Source organism: Kocuria rhizophila DC2201, assembly GCF_000010285.1.
GTDB classification, from domain to species: Bacteria; Actinomycetota; Actinomycetes; order Actinomycetales; family Micrococcaceae; genus Kocuria; species Kocuria rhizophila_A.
Genome location: NC_010617.1, coordinates 2,540,554 through 2,559,225, shown reverse-complemented (window position 1 = coordinate 2,559,225; position 18,672 = coordinate 2,540,554). Strand labels below are relative to the sequence as shown.

16 protein-coding genes and 1 pseudogene are annotated in these 18,672 nt (G+C 71.9%); 12 read left to right on the top strand and 5 right to left on the bottom strand.

Features of this window, described 5'->3' with window-relative positions; all coding sequences use genetic code 11:
* Nucleotides 1-43 precede the first annotated feature (43 nt).
* From KRH_RS11025 to KRH_RS11015, 3 genes are all read left to right on the top strand, one after another.
* Complete coding sequence (locus KRH_RS11025) at nt 44-1,576, top strand: D-serine ammonia-lyase (protein ID WP_012399297.1); 1,533 nt, start codon at nt 44-46, stop codon at nt 1,574-1,576.
* 89 nt (nt 1,577-1,665) lie between these two features.
* On the top strand, nt 1,666-2,331 hold the full coding sequence (locus tag KRH_RS11020; RefSeq protein ID WP_012399296.1) for a TetR/AcrR family transcriptional regulator: 666 nt from the start codon (nt 1,666-1,668) through the stop codon (nt 2,329-2,331).
* 135 nt (nt 2,332-2,466) lie between these two features.
* Nucleotides 2,467-6,108 (top strand): MMPL family transporter, encoded by a 3,642-nt coding sequence (locus KRH_RS11015; RefSeq protein ID WP_012399295.1) that lies wholly within the window; start codon nt 2,467-2,469, stop codon nt 6,106-6,108.
* 67 nt (nt 6,109-6,175) lie between these two features.
* On the opposite strand, the gene KRH_RS11010 is transcribed toward KRH_RS11015, so the two are convergent.
* Nucleotides 6,176-6,739: a hypothetical protein gene (locus tag KRH_RS11010; RefSeq protein WP_012399294.1), complete on the bottom strand. Its 564-nt coding sequence runs from the start codon at nt 6,737-6,739 to the stop codon at nt 6,176-6,178.
* Between the two features lie 253 nt (nt 6,740-6,992).
* On the opposite strand from KRH_RS11010, the gene KRH_RS11005 reads away from it, so the two are divergent.
* Both KRH_RS11005 and KRH_RS11000 read left to right on the top strand, forming a co-directional pair.
* The gene (locus tag KRH_RS11005; RefSeq protein WP_012399293.1) at nt 6,993-7,655 is read left to right on the top strand and encodes a CDP-alcohol phosphatidyltransferase family protein; all 663 of its coding nucleotides are present in this window, start codon (nt 6,993-6,995) and stop codon (nt 7,653-7,655) included.
* 6 nt (nt 7,656-7,661) lie between these two features.
* Nucleotides 7,662-8,657, top strand: a complete 996-nt coding sequence (locus KRH_RS11000; protein ID WP_012399292.1) for a phosphatidate cytidylyltransferase — start codon at nt 7,662-7,664, stop codon at nt 8,655-8,657.
* Between the two features lie 233 nt (nt 8,658-8,890).
* Here the strand turns inward: KRH_RS11000 and KRH_RS10995 are convergent, their stop codons facing one another.
* Nucleotides 8,891-9,364: an Hsp20/alpha crystallin family protein gene (locus tag KRH_RS10995; protein WP_041297440.1), complete on the bottom strand. Its 474-nt coding sequence runs from the start codon at nt 9,362-9,364 to the stop codon at nt 8,891-8,893.
* Nucleotides 9,365-9,669: 305 nt separating this feature from the next.
* On the opposite strand from KRH_RS10995, the gene KRH_RS10990 reads away from it, so the two are divergent.
* Nucleotides 9,670-10,089, top strand: a complete 420-nt coding sequence (locus tag KRH_RS10990; RefSeq protein WP_012399290.1) for a ChaB family protein — start codon at nt 9,670-9,672, stop codon at nt 10,087-10,089.
* 161 nt (nt 10,090-10,250) lie between these two features.
* Nucleotides 10,251-10,739 carry a hypothetical protein gene (locus tag KRH_RS10985; RefSeq protein ID WP_050738075.1) on the top strand — a complete coding sequence of 163 codons (489 nt, stop codon included), beginning with the start codon at nt 10,251-10,253 and terminating at the stop codon, nt 10,737-10,739.
* A 160-nt stretch (nt 10,740-10,899) separates the two neighbouring features.
* On the opposite strand, the gene KRH_RS10980 is transcribed toward KRH_RS10985, so the two are convergent.
* Nucleotides 10,900-11,379, bottom strand: a complete 480-nt coding sequence (locus tag KRH_RS10980; RefSeq protein WP_041297439.1) for a GNAT family N-acetyltransferase — start codon at nt 11,377-11,379, stop codon at nt 10,900-10,902.
* Between the two features lie 61 nt (nt 11,380-11,440).
* On the opposite strand from KRH_RS10980, the gene KRH_RS10975 reads away from it, so the two are divergent.
* The 4 genes from KRH_RS10975 (at nt 11,441) to KRH_RS12725 (ending at nt 15,745) form a co-directional block, all read left to right on the top strand.
* Complete coding sequence (locus KRH_RS10975; RefSeq protein WP_012399287.1) at nt 11,441-12,403, top strand: 1-phosphofructokinase family hexose kinase; 963 nt, start codon at nt 11,441-11,443, stop codon at nt 12,401-12,403.
* Nucleotides 12,404-12,443: 40 nt separating this feature from the next.
* On the top strand, nt 12,444-13,328 hold the full coding sequence (surE, locus tag KRH_RS10970) for a 5'/3'-nucleotidase SurE (RefSeq protein ID WP_041297762.1): 885 nt from the start codon (nt 12,444-12,446) through the stop codon (nt 13,326-13,328).
* Between the two features lie 168 nt (nt 13,329-13,496).
* Complete coding sequence (locus KRH_RS10965; RefSeq protein ID WP_012399285.1) at nt 13,497-15,164, top strand: MFS transporter; 1,668 nt, start codon at nt 13,497-13,499, stop codon at nt 15,162-15,164.
* 353 nt (nt 15,165-15,517) lie between these two features.
* Entirely contained in the window at nt 15,518-15,745 is a 228-nt protein-coding gene (locus KRH_RS12725) for a hypothetical protein (RefSeq protein WP_226905812.1), read from the top strand.
* Here KRH_RS12725 and KRH_RS10955 read toward each other — a convergent pair.
* On the bottom strand, nt 15,742-16,227 hold the full coding sequence (locus KRH_RS10955; RefSeq protein ID WP_012399283.1) for an NUDIX hydrolase: 486 nt from the start codon (nt 16,225-16,227) through the stop codon (nt 15,742-15,744). The genes KRH_RS12725 and KRH_RS10955 overlap by 4 nt on opposite strands.
* Before the next feature lie 23 nt (nt 16,228-16,250).
* Between KRH_RS10955 and KRH_RS10950 the strand changes: the two genes are divergently transcribed.
* Nucleotides 16,251-17,264, top strand: a complete 1,014-nt coding sequence (locus KRH_RS10950) for an NAD(P)H-dependent flavin oxidoreductase (protein WP_012399282.1) — start codon at nt 16,251-16,253, stop codon at nt 17,262-17,264.
* Between the two features lie 60 nt (nt 17,265-17,324).
* Here the strand turns inward: KRH_RS10950 and KRH_RS10945 are convergent.
* Nucleotides 17,325-18,633: pseudogene (locus KRH_RS10945) on the bottom strand (ISL3 family transposase).
* Nucleotides 18,634-18,672 lie beyond the last annotated feature (39 nt).

Sequence of the window (18,672 nt, the reverse complement as noted above, 5' to 3'; positions counted from 1 at the left end):
CCCCCCGGTGGTCCCCTTCCCCTGACGGCGCCATGATGGACGCATGACAGCCCAGCGTCCCGACCCGCGCCCCGCATCCCTGCCCCCGGCTCGGGAGGACGCCTTCCCCGGCGGTCTCCTCGCAGATCCGCTGGCCGCGCGCCTGGCCCGGGAAGAGCCCCTGACCTGGTGGAATCCCGCCGCGACGGACGTCGCGCAGGGGCTCGCGGCGTCCGGGGTGGACCCCGCCATCGTTGACGACGCCGCCGCGCGCCTCGAGCGCTTCCGCCCCTGGATCGCACGCACGTTCCCGGACACCGCCGCCGCGGGTGGGCTCATCGAGTCCCCGCTGCAGGCCGCGCCGGCGTGGCAGGAGGCCGCCGGGGTGCGGAGCGGACGGGTGCTGCTGAAGCGGGACGACATCCTGCCGGTCAGCGGCTCTGTCAAGGCGCGAGGCGGCGTCCACGAGGTGCTGCAGTACGCCGAGTCCCTGGCCGTGGCGCACGGTCTCCTGCCAGCCCCGGTGACGCACCCGGATCCGGCAACGCACGCGGATCCGGATTCCACCCCGGCCCTCCCGCACGACCGGCCCGCGGCGGACGGGGCTGCTTCCTCCGGCCCGGGTCGCAGCGGCGCGACCAATGTGGGAAGCGGCCAGAGCGAAGGGGCGGGGACCGGCGCCGGCGGCACTGCCTCCCGGGCGGTGGGCTACACCGCGTTCAGCAGCGCACCGTTCCGCGCACTCATGGCCGGGCACCGCGTGGTGGTGGGCTCCACCGGCAATCTGGGGCTGTCCATCGGGATCATCTCCGCTGCCCTGGGGCTGCAGGCCACCGTGCACATGTCCACCCACGCGCAGCAGTGGAAGAAGGACCTGCTGCGCTCGCGGGGCGTGGAGGTGGTGGAGCACAGCACGGACTACACGCGGGCGGTGGCGGCCGGGCGAGCGGCCGCGGAGCACGACGACGCCGTGCACTTCGTGGACGACGAGCACTCGCTGAGCCTGTTCGCCGGGTACGCCGTGGCCGGAGCGCGCGTGGCGGCCCAGTTGCGCGAGCAGGGCATCACCGTGGACCGGGACCACCCGCTCGTCGTGCACCTGCCGTGCGGGATCGGCGGTGCACCCGGTGGCGTGGCCTACGGGCTGGTGCGGGAGCTCGGGGACGCCGTGCGCTGCGCGTTCGTGGAGCCCACCCAAGCGCCGTGCATGCTGCTGGGGCTGCACACGGGCCTTCACGACGGCATCTCGGTTGCGCAGCTGGGACTCAGCACCCGCACGGTCGCGGACGGTCTGGCCGTGGGGCGACCCTCGGGCTTCGTGGGACGTGCGATGCAGGGGCTCATCGCGGGGTGCGTCACGGCGTCGGACGAGCAGATGACGGACCAGGTCAAGGCTCTGTATGCCACAGAAGGCATGGTCGTGGAACCGTCGGCTGCCGCGGCGCTGGAATCCATCCTCCGGGTGGCGGGGGACGCGGCGCGCGGTGACTCCTTCGAGGGTGCCGGGGTGCGGGTTCCGGAGGGCGCCACCCACCTCGCGTGGCTCACGGGCGGGGGCATGTTGCCCGCGGACGTGCGGGCGCGCTACCTGCACTGAGGTGGAGACCGGCGCCCCCGGTGCGGACCGGTGAGACCCTCCGCACAGAAAGGTGCACACAGTGCAATGACTGCCGTACGATGGCGCACGTGACACCCCAGCTGATCTCCGGATGCCGCCAGCGGCCCGCGGCGGAGCCCAAGGACAAGCGCGAGGCCATCCGGCTGCGCAACCGCCGGGCCATCATCGTGGCCGCGGGGGAGCTGGCCACGGAGCGGGGCGCGGATCGTGTGACCGTCAACGAGCTCGCGGAGCGCGCGGGGGTGTCCCGCCGCACCATCTTCAACCACTTCCCCTCGGCGCAGGACGCGGTGTTCGAGCACCTGTCGGAACTGGCCACCGACCTCATCGACCGGGTCCTGGAGGAGCTGCCAGACCCCGGGCCGGCGGGGGAGGCGAGCCTGGGGGACGTCTACCGGCAGCTGATCCACGCCCTGCGCTCCCGCGGGCTGATCGCCGAGCTGCAGCCGGTGCTCTCCGTGGACGTCAAGGGCACCCCGGCGGCGTCCCTGTGGAGCTTCCGGGTCACCAGCACCGCGGTGCAGCGCCTGGACGAGGTGCTGCGGGAGCGGCTGCCCCGGTACACGCCGTTCCAGACGCACCTGGTGGCCACCACCCTCATCAACTCCTTCGCCGAGTGCCTGGACGAGTGGCTCGCCCGCACCGGCGGCGTCCTGGACGAGCGGGGCCGCCGCACGTGGGACGAGCTGCTCTCCACCGCCCTGGACGTCCTGGGGCGGGGCTTCGACTCCTGACCACGCGGCGTCGGCCTGTCCGCCGGCGCCCTCCGACCTCGCGCGGGGCCCGCCCCGCACCGCCCGGGCACGCGCTGCGGCGCACACCCGGCGGCGCACGCAAGAGAACCCTTCCGATTCAGTAGGAGACATCCCGTGGCACGACTTCTCTACAGGCTGGGCAAGAGCGCAGCCGCTCACGCGTGGGCGGTGATCCTGGTGTGGCTCGCCGTCCTGGCGCTGGCCGTGGGCGGGGTGGCCCTCTCGGGGGTGAACCTCAGCAACGCGGTCACCATCCCCGGGACCGAGACCCAGAACCTGGCGGACCGGCTCAAGGCGGAGATGCCCGAGGCCAACCAAGGCACCGGACGGGTGGTCTTCCACACCACGGACGGCTCCGCGTTCACGCAGGCGCAGAAGGACGGCATCGCCGATGCGCTCAAGGCCACGCAGGACGTCTCCGGCGTGGCCTCCACCGTGAACCCGTTCGAACGCCAGCAGCAGCTGGACGACGGCCGCCAGCAGCTCAAGGACGGCCGCGCGAAGCTGGACCAGGGCGAGAGGCAGATCGCCCAGCTCAAGCAGAGCCTGCCGCCCGGGGTGAGCGCGGAGCAGGTGCTCAAGCAGCGCGGGGTGGATCCCGCCGCGATGGAGCAGCAGAAGGCCCAGCTCGAAGAGGGCGAGAAGTCCTTCGAGCGCATGGGCGACTACCGCGTGGTGTCCAAGGACCAGAACTCCGCGATCAGCGTGGTCAACTTCACGCAGGAGCAGAACGCGGTGGAGGCGGACACCAAGAACGCCGTGATGGACGCGGTCCGCAGCCACCCGGTGGACGGCGTGGACGTGGACTTCTCCCAGGAGATCGCGCAGGACATCACCGCGCTGCTGGGCCCCTCGGAGGTCATCGGCGTGGTCGTGGCCGCGCTGGTGCTGCTGATCATGCTGCGGGCGGTGGTGCCCGCGGCGCTGCCCGTGCTCACCGCGCTGCTGGGCGTGGCCGTGGCCTCGTGCATCACCCTGTCCTTCTCCGGCGTGGTGGACATGATGTCCGTGACGCCCATGCTCGGCGTGATGCTGGGCCTGGCGGTGGGCATCGACTACTCGCTGTTCGTGCTCAACCGGCACCGCCAGCAGCTGCGCGGGGGAATGCCCGTGCGGGAGTCCATCGGGATGGCCGTGGGCACCGCGGGCACCGCGGTGTTCTTCGCGGCGCTGACCGTGATCGTGGCGCTCGTGGCGCTGAACGTCACCGGCATCCCGTTCCTGGGCCTGATGGGCACCGCGGCGGGTCTGGCCGTGCTGGTGGCCCTGCTCATGACCCTCACGCTCACCCCCGCGCTGCTGTCCCTGGCCGGCACGCGGGTGCTGCCCAGGAAGCAGCGTGGCGCCGAGCCGCGCGAGGGCGTGATCGACGAGCACAACGTGCCCCTGCACCTGCGCCACCCGTGGCTGAGCACCGTGGCGTGCGCGGCGGTGCTGATCGTGCTCGCCCTGCCGGCCCAGAGCATGCGCCTCGGGCTGCCGGACGCCTCCACCGAGGCCCAGGACAGCACCCAGTACAGGGCGTACCAGCGCATCGCCGAGGACTTCGGTGCGGGCGAGAACGGCCCGATCGCCGTCGTCGTGGACCTGCCCGAGGGTCTCGACAAGGCCCGGGCGCAGGAGAAGATGGACGCCGTCTCGGACCGCCTGGCGCAGCAGGAGGACGTGGCCAACGTCCTGCCCGGCCAGCTCACGGACGACCGCACCACCGGTGTGATCCAGGTGATCCCCGAGTCCGGTCCCGCGGAGGCGGCCACCGAGAACCTCGTGGGCAGCATCCGTGACCTCAACGGGGATCTCGGCTCCCAGCAGGACGTCCACGTGGGCGTGGCGGGCACCACCGCCGCGAACATCGACGTCTCCCAGCTGCTCGGCGAGAAGCTCCCGCTCTACCTGGGCGTGGTCATGGTCATCTCCATCCTGCTGCTGCTCATGGTGTTCCGCTCGATCCTGGTTCCCGTGATCGCCACCCTGGGCTTCCTGCTCTCGGTGCTCGCCTCCCTGGGCGCCGTGGTGGCCGTGTACCAGTGGGGCTGGGGCGGTGCCGTGTTCGGCGTGCACGATCCCGGGCCCATCCTGAGCTTCCTGCCCACCCTGATGATCGGCATCCTCTTCGGCCTGGCCATGGACTACCAGCTGTTCCTGGTCTCCGGCATGCGCGAGGCGTACGTCCACGGGCACCCCGCGCGCCAGGCCGTGGTGTACGGCTTCCGGGCCGGGCGCTCCGTGGTTACCGCGGCCGCGATCATCATGATCTCCGTGTTCGCGGGCTTCATCTTCTCGGAGCTGGCGATGATCAAGCCCATCGGCTTCGCGCTCGCGGGCGGTGTGCTGCTGGACGCCTTCGTGGTGCGCATGCTCCTGGTCCCGGCGGTCATGCGTCTGCTGGGCGAGAAGGCCTGGTGGCTGCCGCGCTGGCTGGACCGCATCATGCCGAACGTGGACGTCGAGGGCGAGTCCCTGACCCGCGCGAGCGCCGGTGCGGCGGTCGCCGCTGGCACGGCCGCGGCGGACGACGACGCCACACGCCGCTCCCACGCGAAGGGTCGCCACCGCGCGGAGTCCCCCGGGCGCCAGCGCGGCACCGCGCAGCACACCGGAGCGGCCGTGGCCGCACCGGTGGCTGCGGCGACCGTCGGCGCGGCAGCCCACCACGCGGCGTCGGGCGCGGACTCACCGCGCGGCGAGGAGCCCGCGGCCGACACCCGCACCGAGACCGAGCGACACCGCGCTCAGCGGCACGGCCGCCACGCCGCGGCCCCCACGGGGAACGACGCCGTGGAGCAGGACGCGGACCCCGACCCGGAACCCCGTGCGACGGCCGAGCCGGTCCTGGCGGAGATTGCGGAGCCGACGCCGGACGTGGTCCTGGTCCCGGCGGACCCCGCGCTGCGGGTGACCGACCAGGGGCTGCGGGTGCTGCCCAACGTGTGGGAGTCCGAGGAGAAGCTGCTGGCCTCCCTCGCCCGGCCCCGTGAGGAGGCCGCACCGCACCGGTCCATGCACAGGCGCGTGGAGTTCCAGAAGGTCATGGTGGCCGGACGGCCGGTGGTCGTCGCCCGGCCACGGACCCCGCTCGCGGATGCCCCCGTGGTGGTCCACTGGCACGGCGGCGCGTACGTGCACCCCGTGACCACCACGCACTGGCGGTGGATCGACGCGCTGATCCAGCGCACCGGGGCCACCGTGGTGGTGCCGGGCTACGGGCTCGCCCCGGACCACACGGTGGACGAGGCGCTGGCCCTGGCCGACGGCGTGTGGGACCTGGCGCACGGCCTCGGGTCGCGGGTGTTCCTCTCCGGCGACTCGGCCGGTGGCGGCCTGGCGGTCGCTCAGGCCATGCGGCTGCGCGATGCGGGGATGGGTGCGCCTGCCGGGCTGATCCTGATCTCCCCGTGGGTGGACGCGACCGTGAGCAACCCGGAGATCGAGCAGTACCGCTCCGTGGACCACATGCTGGACACCGAGGGCCCGCGCGCCGCGGCCCGCTGGTGGGCCGGCACCCGTGAGGTCACGGATCCCGCGGTGAGCCCCGCGTTCGGGGACGTCCACGGGCTGCCGCGCACGTTCGTGCTGCAGGGGGACCGGGACATGCTCTACCCGGACACCATGGAGTTCGTCACGGACCTGGTCCGCGCAGGCGTGGACACCACCACCGTGGTGTGCGAGGGCGGGCCCCACGTGTACGCGCTGATGGTGTGGTCCGAGCGCGCCACCGAGGACCTCGACCGCGTGGTGCGCTGGATGGGCCGCTGAGCGTCCCTCGCGCCGGCTCGACGGGCCCCGGGTGCCGACCGTTGCGGTCGGTGTCCGGGGCCCGTTCTCAGTCCCTGCCCACCGTGCGGAAGTACCACGCGTAGAACGCGGTCCACCCGGTGCCGAAGATCGCCCACCGCACCCGCTCGGGAGCGTGCGGCCAGAGCCGGCCGTGCAGGGCGGAGATCCCGCCGACCGCAGCGGTGACCACCACGAAGCGCGGGGTCCGCGCGGGCACGGACCACGCGAGGAACCGGGGCAGCGGGTCTCCGCGCAGTCCGGCGGTGCGGGCGTAGAGCTTGTAGGGGGTGCCCCGCAGCGGGCCCAGGAGCACGGCCGTGAACCCCCGCGCGGCCATCTCCCGCTCCACGCGCTCGACCATGGCGGGGGAGACCGCGGGGATCCGGGCGAGCATCCTGGCCGAGTCGTCCCCGGTGGCACGCGCGCCCCAGCGGTGCACCACGGCGCCGCCCACCAGCGCGCCCGCCGTGGCCGACGCCGCGCCCGTGAGCCCGCGGGGCAGGTTCCGGAGGGCGACCGCGGAGAGCCACACGTCCGGGACCACGAAGAACGCAGTGGCCTCGGCGAACCCCCACAGCCCGGCCACGGCGTGGTCACGCAGCGCGCTCACCGTGCTCCTCCGCTCCGGGGGCGCGCACGGTGCGTCACGGCGGCTCCCGGGACGGCGCGCGGCCCGTCTCCGCAGGTCAGCCGTGCCTGGCGCGAGGGCCAAGGTGGTGCGGGCTCTTCAAAGGTGCTGCTGTGCACGGTGGTCTCCCGGTGGGATCGAGGTGGCGCGGTTGTGGACATCCAACCACCACGGGCCAGCGGGTATGCCACTGTTGGCGCAGATCCACAGTCCCCACGGCCCGAGGAGACGCCGCATGGCCACCACCGATCCCCTGCGCAGGCCCATCCCGCAGCGTTCCGCCGGGTGGGCCACCGCCATCGCGGGTGCCCTGCAGCGCGCGGGCCTGCGCCCCAACCACATCTCGGTGGCCTCGGTGCTCGTCTCCCTGGTGGGCTGCGGGTGCCTGGTGGTCTCGGTCCACGCGGACGACGCCGCCCGCGCCCTCCCTCTCGTCCTCGCCGCGCTCTGCATCCCCCTGCGTCTGCTGTGCAACATGTTCGACGGGATGCTCGCCGTGGAGGGCGGGCTGCGCACCCCCACGGGGGAGCTCTACAACGAGGTGCCGGACCGGATCTCGGACCTGGCGCTGCTCGCGGGGGCCGGCTGGGCGGCGTCGTCCGTGGCGGGCGGTGCAGCCCTGGGGTGGCTGGCCGGGAGCCTCGCGGTGCTCACCGCTTACGTGCGCACCCTGGGCGTGAGCGCGGGGTGCGCGCAGCAGTTCGGCGGGGTGCTGCCCAAGCAGCGGCGCATGTGGCTGCTCATGGCAGGGATCCTGCTGAGCGTCACCGACCCGTGGTGGGGGTGGCCGCGCGGGACCGTCCTGTGGGTCACGCTCGTGCTCGTGGTGCTGGGGTGCGCGCTGACCGTGGCCACCCGGCTGCGGGCCGTGGCGCGCGAACTGCGGGAGAAGGGGTAGGCCGTTATGGTGATCGGACTGCTGGGCGGGCCCACGTGGTGGTTCCTCTCCGGACTGCTGGGGTTCCTGGTGCTGGCCACCGTCGTGGCGGAGCTGATGTACCGGCGCACGGCGTCGGAGGGGCTGCGAGCCACGCTGCTGAACGTGCGGCAGCGGGTCTTCGCGTGGTGGATCATGGTGGCGGTGCTCGTGGGCAGCCTGGCGCTGGGGGAGACCGCCGTGGTGCTGCTGTTCCTCGCCCTGTCCCTGCTGGCCCTGCGGGAGTTCGCCAACCTGCTGCCGCCCGGGGAGCGGGACCGCTGGGTGCTGACGTGGATCCTGGTGGTCCTGGCCCCGCTGCACTTCTGGTTCGTGTGGGAGCACTGGTACGGGATGTTCGCCATCTTCATCCCGGTGTACGCGTTCCTGTTCCTGCCCGTGCTGCTCGCGCTGTCCGGGCGCACGGAGTCCTTCCTGCACCGGGCCGCCCTGAGCCAGTGGGGTCTCATGGTGTGCGTCTACGCCCTGAGCTACCTCCCGGCCGTGCTGCAGCTGCCCGTGGCCATCCATCACGGCAAGGCCGCGGCGGACGGTTCCGCCGTGGGGTCTGGTGGCGTGGAGGCGGGGGCACTGCTGCTGTTCCTCGCGGTGGTGGTGCAGGGCTCGGACGTCCTGCAGTACCTCTGGGGCAAGACCATGGGCCGGCACCGGATCGCGCCCACCGTGAGTCCCAACAAGACGTGGGAGGGCTTCGTGGGCGGGGTCCTCTCCGCCACGGCCCTGGGCGCCGCGCTGTGGTGGCTGACCCCGTTCACCCCGTGGCAGGCCGGGGTGCTGGCCCTGGTCTCCTGCCTGCTGGGCTTCCTGGGCGGGCTCGTGATGAGCAGCCTCAAACGGGACCGCGGCATCAAGGACTTCGGCGCCCTCATCCCGGGTCACGGCGGGATCCTGGACCGGATGGACTCCCTGATCTTCGCGGCACCGGTGTTCTTCCACCTCACCCGGTTCTTCTTCGCGGGCTGAGCCGCGCACCACCGCGCACCGCCGCACTCCACGGGCGACGCCGCGCGCGCCGTCGCGGGCGGTCCCGGAGGAGGACCGGACATCGCGACGCCGCGTCGGCGGCTCCTCACGCGGTGGGGCGGACGCTACGGGGCCCCGTGCGTGGAATCCCCGTCGGGCATGCACGAGGGCCCGCGGGAGATCCCGCGGGCCCTCGTGGCTCACTCAGTGCATCCCGGGTGATGCCGGGGCGCTCAGCTCTCCGAGTCCTCGGAGGACTCGGTCTTCTGCTCCTGCTGGCCGTTCTCCAGCACCACGCTGTCCTGGTTCTGGCCCGTGGCCACCTGGATCTTGCGCGGCTGGGACTTGGGGGACACGGGGATGGTCACGGTGAGCACGCCGTTGTCGTACGCGGCGGTGATGTTCTCCGTGTCGATGCCCTGGCCCAGGTTCAGCTGGCGGACGAAGGAGTGGTTGCGGCGCTCGCGCACGATCCACTTGGTGTCCTTCTCCGCAGAGGGCAGGCGGCGCTGCGCGCGAATGGTCAGCAGCTGGCCGTCCACGTCCACGTCCACGCTGGTGGGGTCGATGCCCGGGAGGTCCGCGGCGAGGTAGTAGTTGGAGCCCCGGCGGAACAGGTCCATGGGCATCTGCTCCAGGCCGTTGCGGGTGGAGAGGACCTGGTTGGCGAAGTTCTGGACCTCGGTGAACGGATCGAAAGTAGCCATGACAGTCATTCCTTCCATGTGCGTGACCTCCGTGGAGCGCTCGGCCGCTGGTGTCCGGATCCGGCGCTGTCACGTTTCTTGAGTCCCACTGACTCAACTACAAAAAATATAGCACTCGGTCCAGCAGAGTGCCAAGGGTTCGGGCACCTATCTTGAGCGGACTATGCTCAAGGCGAGCGGCGGTGCTTCCACGGACCCTCGCCCGGCCGTCACGGGAGGTGACGGGCCCGAAAGGGTGGGGCGGGCGGCGTCGTCGTTCCTAGAATCGAAGCACCGGAGACATCCCCGACAAGAAGGAGGACACCGTGCCGAAGGCGAAGAAGAACGGCCGCGCGCGGCAGGACGAGATTCCGTCCACGCTGCGCCGCTCCGACGAGAAGGCGCAGGACACGTTCGCGCAGGCGTACGACTCCGCACAGGAGAAGTACCAGGAGGAGTCCCGCGCGGCCCGCACGGCGTGGGCCGCGGTGAAGCACACCCACGAGAAGGTGGGGGGCCACTGGGAGCCCAAGGAGGAGAACGGCCCGTCGGACGCCAGCGCGGAAAAGGGTGGGCTCAACAAGGAGGACACCGCCGGCGGCGTGGACGCGAACGCCTCCAAGGAGCACCTCTACGAGATCGCCCAGGAGCTGGACGTCCAGGGCCGTTCGGGCATGACCAAGGACGAGCTGGTGGAGGCCATCGGGAAGGCGAACGACAAGAGGACGCGGGAGGCGCGGGACTGAGGTGACGCGAAGCGTGAACTCCGGTTCCTGTGCATCGGGACCGCCTCCCCTCAGCTCGAACCAGGGGTTTTCTCGGCAGTCATCGGTGTCGCGCCCCGCAGTACGCTTCACGAAGGGCCCGGTACGAGCTCTACTCCCACGTCTTTGTTGATGAGTCCAAAGTGGGCGGCTACTACGTGGTGGCAAGCACGGTTGCCGCCGGAGACGTGAACCGCGCCCGAAAGGCTGTTCGGTCCTTGGCGCTGTCTGGTCAGAAGAGGATCCATTTCACCGATGAACGCGATGACCGCCGCAAGAAGCTGCTGAAGGAGTTCTCCGCCCTCGACACCGTGGTGAACGTGTACGTGGCGCGAGGGCTCAGAGACAAGGAAGCCAGGCCGCTGTGTCTGGGGGCCCTCGCGCGAGATGCTGCGGCCAGCGGCGCGGACCACTTGTGGGTGGAAAAGGACGAGTCTTCGTATGCCCACGACAAGAAGATCATCGGGCAGGCGCTCCAGTCCTCCGAGAACCGACCGCGCTACGACTTTCCCAGGGCGCACGAAGAGACACTGCTCTGGGTGTCCGATGCCGTGGCGTGGTGCTACCAGAAGCGTGGCCGCTGGACTGGATTGGCCGCTCCGCTGGTGGCTGACGTGGTGGAGCTGACCTGACCTGTTACAAGCGCCTGTTAAAAGCGCGAGCCAGGCTCGTCGAACCGTGCGGATGACTGCCTGGCCTACTTCTCGGCGCTAGTGCTCCTCGCGAGTCCCACTATGGCCACCCCCGGGTCGGACGTCACGCCCTTGAGCGGCCACACGGGCCACCTCCGCCCTAGAGCACCCGCCCCAGGAACACCGAAGCGGTGGTGTCCCGGTGGAAGGACTCCACCGGTTCGTAGCCGCGGTTGCGGAACATTGCGATGCCCTCGGTCATCTCGGGGTTCAGGGAGACCACCGCGGTGCTGGCGCCGAAGGAGCGCACCTTGTTCTCGAGCGCCCGGACCAGGGTGCGGGCGTGGCCCCGGCCGCGGTGCTCCGGCGCCACCCAGATCCGGCGCAGCTCTACGCGGTCGTCGTCGATCCTGCGGACCGCGCCGCACGCGATCACCTCGCCCGTGATCAGGTCGGTCATCAGGAAGAAGTCCCCGTGGGGTGGGGTGACGTCCTCGGGGCCGGTCACCTCGGTGAGCTCGGGGTCGAACCCGCCGTCGATGCGGTGGTCGAGCTCGCTGAAGTACGCGCCCAGGGCCGCCAGGGTGTGCTCGCTGGCGGCCTGGCCCTCCACGATGCGGACCGGTGCGGTGGAATTCATCCCACCATGGTGGCACCTCGGTGTGCTGTTCACCAGGGACCGCGTGCGGTAGCTTTCGTGCGTGACCGATACCCGTTCCGGCGCCGCACCGCGCCTCTCCGTCCTGGTGCCCACCCCGCTGCTGATCACGGAGATCACGGAGCCCGCCGCGTACCGCAACCGCAGCGCCCACGAGTCGGACGTGCACATGCACCCGGGCGGGCAGGGGCTGTGGGTGGCCCGCATGGCCGGTTCCCTGGGTGCGGACGTCTCGGTGAACGGGCCGTTCGGCGGTGAGCTGGGCACCCTGATCCGTTCCATGCTGGACGGGCTCGGCATGCAGGTCAACGCCGTGCGCTACGGGTACGGCAACGGCGGCTACGTGTACGACCTGCGCGGGGAGGACCGGGAGACCGTGGCCCACATGCCGCCGCCGGAGCTCTCCCGCCACGAGCTGGACGATCTCTACGGCACGGCGTTCGTGGACGCCCTGGCCTCGGACGTCCTCACGGTCACGGGCGCGGAGCCCGGGGACGTGGTGCCGGCCTCCTTCTTCGGACGTCTCATCCGGGACACCCGGGACGCCGGGACCACCGTGGTCGCGGACCTCAGCGGCGCCCCGGCCCTGGCCGCGGTGGCCGCGCACGTGGACGTGCTCAAGATCAGCCACGAGGAGGTCCGGGACCTGGACCTCGGCTCGGACGACACCCCCGAGTCCCTCGTGGATGCCGGGCGGGCGCTCGTGGAGCGGGGCGCGGGCGCCGTCGTCGTCTCGCGCGCCAAGGACCCGGCGCTGCTCGTGGAGCAGGACTCCGTGCGGGAGGTCTGCGCGCCGTCCATCACGCCGCTGGACCACCGCGGGGCCGGGGACTCGATGACCGCCGGGATCTCCGTGGGGCTGGCGCGCGGGCTGGACCTGGTGGACGCCGTGGCGCTCGGTGCCTCTGCCGGGGCGCTCAACGTGGCCCGGCGCGGACTGGGCACGGGCAACCGCACCACCGTCGAGAAGTTCGCCCGTCAGATCACGGTGCGCCGGATCTCCTGAGCCCTGGCCCGGGTGCGTGACGCGTGCCACGATGGTGCACATGCACATCCTGGTGACCAACGACGACGGCATCTCGTCCCCGGGGCTGGCGGTCCTGGCGAGGGCGGCGCTGGAGCGGGGGCACACCGTGAAGGTGGCGGCGCCGGCGGAGGAGTACTCGGGTGCCAGCGCGTCCCTGTCCGGCGAGGAGGTCGACGGGAAGATCGCCCTGGTCCCCGCCAGCCCGCCGGAGATGCCCGAGGACGTGGAATGCGTGGGGGTGAAGGCCGCCCCCGCGCTGATCGCGTTCCTGGCCTCCTACGGCGCCTTCGGGCAGCGCCCGGACATGATCCTCTCCGGCGTGAACCTGGGGGCGAACACGGGCAAGGCCACCCTGCACTCGGGCACCGTGGGTGCGGTGCTCACGGGCGCGTCCCACGGGATTCCGGGGATCGCGGTGTCCATCACCTCCGGTGCCCCCCAGCACTGGGACACGGCCCTGCTGGTCACCCGCTACGCCCTGGAGCGCTGGGAGCAGCGCCCGTTCGACGAGTGGATTCTCAACGTCAACGTCCCGGACGTGTCCCCGGATCGGCTGCGCGGGCTCAAGCCCGCCCGGCTCGCGAGCTTCGGCGCGGTCCAGGCGCAGATCGGGCGCGGGGACGAGAAGCACATCGCGGTGACCTACAGCGCGGAGACCGGTCCGGAGGAACCCGAGAGCGACCACTACCTCCTCACCCACGGCTGGGCCACCGCCACCCTGCTGCGCGCCCCCGTGGACGATCCCACCCAGGACACCCACGCCGTGCCGCGCCAGGAGCTGGGGATCGCGGGGCCCACGCCGTTCTGGGACGTCACCCTCCCGGGCCTCACGGACGACGACGCCGCCGGGACCGGGTGCGGCGACGTCACCGTGGACTCCGCCACGGTCATGCGCCGGACCTGACGTCCCGCCTCCCGTGAGCGGTAGGCACACGACGATCACGACGTCCGCCACCGGTCCCTGCACGTTCACACGGTGAGCGGATAGTCTTCCCGCGAGAACACTCGCCCGTCCCAGCCGGCCACCGGCCGGGGCCAGGGTGGGAACGGACCCTCTGCGGAAGGCGCGAGCATGGCATCGACACCAGCGACGGACACGCACCCCAGCGGCGTCGCCACCGCGGACGCCCCGAGCCGCAGGGACTGGGTGGCCCTCGGGGCGCTCGCCGCCGGGCTCGGGATGATCGTGCTGGACGGCACGATCGTGGGGGTCGCCCTGCCCGCGATCATCCAGGACCTGGGGCTGAACCTCACGGACGCGCAGTGGGTCAACAGCCTCTACGCGGTGCTGCTCGCGGCGCTGCTGCTGTCCACGGGCAAGCTCGCGGACCGCTGGGGACGCAAGACCATGTTCATGGTGGGGCTCGTGGTCTTCGCCGGGGGCAGTCTGCTGGCGGCCCTGTCCGGCACGGCGGGGGCGCTCATCGCGTCCCGCGCGGTGCAGGCGCTCGGTGCGGCGTTCATCATGCCGTCCACGCTGTCCACGGTGAACGCGCTGTTCCGCGGGAAGTACCGCGGCCCGGCGTTCGGCGTGTGGGGCGCGGTGATGTCCGGCGCGGCGGCGATCGGCCCGCTGGTGGGCGGCGCGCTGACCCACTGGGCGTCGTGGCACTGGATCTTCCTGGTGAACCTGCCGCTCGCGGCGATCATCGCGGTGGTGGGGTGGAGCAGCATCACCAACACCCGCAGCGACGTGCGCGAACGCGGTGCGGACGTGGACGGTGCCATGCTCAGCGCCATTGCGTTCGGCGCGCTGGTGTTCGCGATCATCGAGGGCCCGGCCATCGGCTGGCTCACCCCCACGGCGGACTTCTCGATCTTCGGGTGGGTGTGGCCCGCCACGGCGCCGGTGTCCATCGTGGCGATCGCGCTCGTGGTGGGGCTCGTGGCGCTCGCCCTGTTCGGGGTGTGGGAGCGCCACCGCGCGAAGGTGCGCCGCTCGGCACTGCTGGACCTCGGTCTCTTCCAGGTGCGCACGTTCTCGTGGGGCAACCTGGCCGCCGCCATGGTGGCCGTGGGCGAGTTCGCGATCATCTTCGTGCTCCCCCTGTACCTCACCAACGTGCTGGGCCTGAACATCATGCAGTCCGGGCTGGTGCTCGCGGCCATGGCCATCGGCGCGTTCATCTCGGGCGCGTCCGCCCGGCACCTCGCCGCGAAGTTCGGGGCGCCCGGGACCGTGCTGATCGGCCTGGGGCTCGAGGTGGTGGGCGTGGTGGTGCTCGCCCTGGTCATGGGCCCGGGCACCGCCGCGTGGCTCGTGGCGCTGCCGCTCGTGGTCTACGGCGTGGGCCTGGGGCTCGCGTCCGCGCAGCTGACCGGCACCGTGCTGCGGGACGTGCCCGTGGCGTCGTCGGGGCAGGCCTCCGCGACGCAGAGCACCGTCCGCCAGGTCGGCTCGGCGCTGGGCACGGCGTTCGCGGGCGCCGCGCTGTCCGTGTCCATGAGCCTCACCCTGCCCGCAGCACTGGACGCCACCGGGCTCGACGCCGCCCAGGCGGACCAGCTCGCGGAGGCCACCCGCCAGTCCGCGGGCGGCATGATCCCGCAGCTGCAGGCGCAGGCGGAGCAGCACCCCCTCGGGCCGGAGACGCAGCACGTGATCGACGCCCTCTCCACCGGCTTCACGCACGCCACCCAGTGGGCTCTCGTGATCGCCACCGGGTTCATCCTGCTCGGCTTCCTGGGCGCGCTGCAGGTGCGCCGGGCGGCGCGGCGGGACGATACGCCCGCGGCCTGATCGACTCTCGCGCGCCGCTTCCGAAGCCGCTGGCGCCGTCCAGCCGACGACGCCGCACGGCCGGCCCCATGCGTCGTCTCACCCCGGTCGCACGGCGGGGGAGAGTGGCCGAAGGGTCATTGTCCGGGCCTGTGCTGTCTGAGACGGTGGAAGGCCGGGAGATTCCCGGTGGAACGACCCGAGCGGGTGCGGCAGCGATGTCCACGAGCGAACCGAACGCCTTCGAGGCACGCCATGGCGGACGGAGGTCTGCGAAAGGCGCACCAGTGGGCGACTCGGGCGAGTCCCAACCCCGGCGGCAGGAGATCCTGAGGGCGGATCCGTACTATCCCCACACAGCGTGGCGGACGGTTATGACGTGGCTGCTCTACTTCTTCGTCTTCCTGGGGTTCGCGGCACTCCTCACCCTGATCGTTCCGGACCGCCAGTTCGGGTGGTATTACGTGGCATACACCGCCGTGTTTGCCACGGTCGGCACGGCCATTCAGATCGTGAACCGCAAGGCTCGCGTGCGGATGCTGGAGAACTCGGACCAGATCTCGCGTCCGCACGAGACCCGGGCCACCCCGGGGATCAGCTAGCTCTGCGTCCCCCGCACCGTCGGCAGCGCGTACCAGCGCGCCAGCGGGGCGAGGTCCTCGACGTCCTCCATGTCATCCAAGGGCTGCCACCGCAGCTCCTCGATCTCCGCGGCCGGCACCGGGGTCTGTGTCAGCGCCACGGTGCTGATGAACACGTGGCTGTGCAGCCCGTGACCGGGTTCGTTGGCGGCGTCGCTGTGCCACTCGCCCACCGGTTCCAGCTCCGCGGCGGACAGCTCGATCCCCAGTTCCTCGCGCACCTCGCGGATCCCGGTCTCCTCGGGGGTCTCGCCCGCCTCCGGTTTCCCGCCGGGGAACATGAACATGCTGGTTCCGCGCTTGCGCACGGTCAGCACGCAGCCGTCCGAGGCGCGGCGCAGGACCACGCCGGTGACCTTGATGACGGGGCGGGCGGCGTCGTCGTTCCCGGAGGGGGAGGAGGACGGAACGGGGGCCTGGCGGGGATCATGGGATGCGGACACGCCTGCCAGTGTAAGGAGACACCATGACCAACCCCCTGACCACCCTGCCCGTGCCCGTGGTGCAGGCGCCCATGGCGGGCGGGCCGTCCACGCCCGCGCTCGCCGTGGCCGTCGCGCGCGCCGGTGGGCTGGGCATGCTTGCCGCCGGGTACAAGAGCACCGAGGCGATGGCGGAGGAGGTCCGCGACGTCGCGGCGCACACGGACCGCTTCGGCGTGAACCTGTTCGTCCCCGAGCGGGACCCGTCGGACCCCGCGGCGCTCGCCGCCTACGCCCGCGCCCTGGCGCCGGTGGCCGCCGAGCTGGGCGTGCCCGCCCCGGAGCCGGGCGCGTACGTGGACGACGAGTACCCCGCGAAACTCGACCACCTCACGGTCCACCCCGTCCCGCTCGTCTCGTTCACGTTCGGCCTGCCCACCGCGGACGACGTCGCCCGGTTGCGGAACGCGGGCAGCGCCGTCGTGCTCAACGCGACCTCCCCGGAGGAGGTGACGGCCGCGGCCCGGCTGCGCCCGGACGCGATCGTGGTGCAGGGCGTCGAGGCGGGAGGGCACCGCGCAACCCACGGGCAGGCAGGGCAGCCGGAGGAGATCACCATGGCCGCTCTCCTCGGCGCCGCACGGGAGCTGACCGACCTTCCCCTCGTCGCCGCGGGCGGGATCGCGGGCCGGGACGACGCCGCTGCCCTCCTCGCGCGGGGTGCTGCGGCCGTGCAGGTGGGCACGCTGTTCCTCACCGCGGTGGAGGCCGGCACCAAGCCCGCTCACCGGGAGGCCCTGCTGGACGGCACCCACACGGAGACCGTGGTGACCCGCGCGTTCTCCGGGCGGGCGGCCCGAGCGCTGCGCAACGGCTTCACGGACCGGATGGCGGCGCACGAGGTGACCGGCTACCCCCAGGTGCACTACATGACCGCACCGCTGCGGGCGGCGTCGTCCGCGGACCCCGAGGGGCTGAACCTGTGGGCGGGCACGGGCGCGGCGGCCTGCCGGGAGACCAGGGCGGCGGAGGTCGTGGAGCTGTTCCGGGGGCTGTGAACGGGTCTCAGCACACGCCGATCGACCGTCTGTGCCACCTGACCTGACTGAACGGGCTCTTCACAATTCGGGGTGTAGGTGTGGTCTGAATCTGCCGGCTTCGAGGAGTGCGCGGGCTATGTAGTTGGTGAGGTTGCGGAAGCCGAGGGCCAGGCCACGCAGGTGCTCGAGGCGACCGTTCACGGCTTCGGTAGGTCCGTTGCTCGTGCGCGGCCGGTCGAAGTAGGCCAGGACGTCGCAGGCGCGTCTGGTCAGGGTGTGGCCGAGCTTGCGCAGTTCTACCAACGCCTCAGGCACACTGTCGGCGAGGGCGTCGATCACGGAGCTCATCTCGACGCGGCCGGCTGCCCGGTCGGGGTGACGGTAGGCGGAGATCATGCGCTGGTAGATCCCCCAGGTGCACTCGACTTGCACGTGCCGGTCCCCAGCGAAGAGCTTGTCAAGGCGCTCGTGCTGGCGGTCGGTGAGCAGGTCAGCCCCGGTGTGCAGGGTCCGCCGCGCGGTGTAGAGCGGGTCGCCCTTGCGTCCGCGGTGTCCGTGCAGTTCCTGCTGGACTCGGCGGCGGCACTCATCGAGAGCGTCCCCGGCCAACCGGATGACGTGGAAGGGATCCATAACCGTGACGGCGTCCGGCAGCTCCTCGGTGGTGGCGGTCTTGAAGCCCGCGAACCCATCCATGGCCACGACCTCGATCCCATCGCGCCAAGCCTGGTCCCGCTCGGCCAGCCAGTCCTTGAACGCCTTCTTCGACCGACCTTCGACCACGTCCAGCAGGCGTGAGGGCCCGGTGCCGTCCCGGACCGGGGGTGAGGTCGATGATCACGGTGACGTACTTGTCACCGCGCCGGGTGTGCCGCCACACGTGCTCATCGACCCCGACGACCTTGACACCGTCCAGGCGGGTCGGGTCCTCGATGAGCAGACGCCGGCCCTCAGCCAGGACCGCGTCGTTGGCGGTGTTCCACGCCACGCCCAGTCCTTCGGCAACTCGGGCCATCGACAGGTGGCCGACGACGATCCCGACCAGACCCCGCCGCAGGCCGGCGCGGGAGATCTTGGCCCGCGGCGGCGCCGCAGCGGTGGTGTCCTGACGCCACACGTGCGAGCACTCCTTGCAGCGGTAGCGGCGCACGGTGAGCACCAGCGTGGTAGGGCGCCACCCGAACGGCTCGTGCGCCAACTCCCTGCTCACCGTGTCACGGGGCACGCCCTGGCAGCCGCACCGCCTGCACCAGTCGTCCGGCTCCACGACCCGGCACGCCAGCACGGACCGGTCAGGCTCGAGCAGCTGGCCGGTGACCTCCAGACCGAGGCCGTCGAGGCGGGTGAAGGTAGTCAGGTCAGGGCGCGTGAAGGTAGCGTCAGGCACGTCGAGGTCTTCCGGACGGGTTGTGTGAGAACTCCCATC

What these genes read in the sequence shown, in the direction of transcription:
- KRH_RS11025 (WP_012399297.1), top strand. Translation starts at nt 44, where the DNA reads ATGACAGCCCAGCGTCCCGACCCGCGCCCCGCATCCCTGCCCCCGGCT.
- KRH_RS11005 (WP_012399293.1), top strand. Translation starts at nt 6,993, where the DNA reads ATGGCCACCACCGATCCCCTGCGCAGGCCCATCCCGCAGCGTTCCGCC.
- KRH_RS11000 (WP_012399292.1), top strand. Translation starts at nt 7,662, where the DNA reads ATGGTGATCGGACTGCTGGGCGGGCCCACGTGGTGGTTCCTCTCCGGA.
- KRH_RS10995 (WP_041297440.1), bottom strand. Translation starts at nt 9,364, where the DNA reads ATGGCTACTTTCGATCCGTTCACCGAGGTCCAGAACTTCGCCAACCAG.
- KRH_RS10980 (WP_041297439.1), bottom strand. Translation starts at nt 11,379, where the DNA reads ATGAATTCCACCGCACCGGTCCGCATCGTGGAGGGCCAGGCCGCCAGC.
- surE (WP_041297762.1), top strand. Translation starts at nt 12,444, where the DNA reads ATGCACATCCTGGTGACCAACGACGACGGCATCTCGTCCCCGGGGCTG.
- KRH_RS10965 (WP_012399285.1), top strand. Translation starts at nt 13,497, where the DNA reads ATGGCATCGACACCAGCGACGGACACGCACCCCAGCGGCGTCGCCACC.
- KRH_RS12725 (WP_226905812.1), top strand. Translation starts at nt 15,518, where the DNA reads ATGACGTGGCTGCTCTACTTCTTCGTCTTCCTGGGGTTCGCGGCACTC.
- KRH_RS10950 (WP_012399282.1), top strand. Translation starts at nt 16,251, where the DNA reads ATGACCAACCCCCTGACCACCCTGCCCGTGCCCGTGGTGCAGGCGCCC.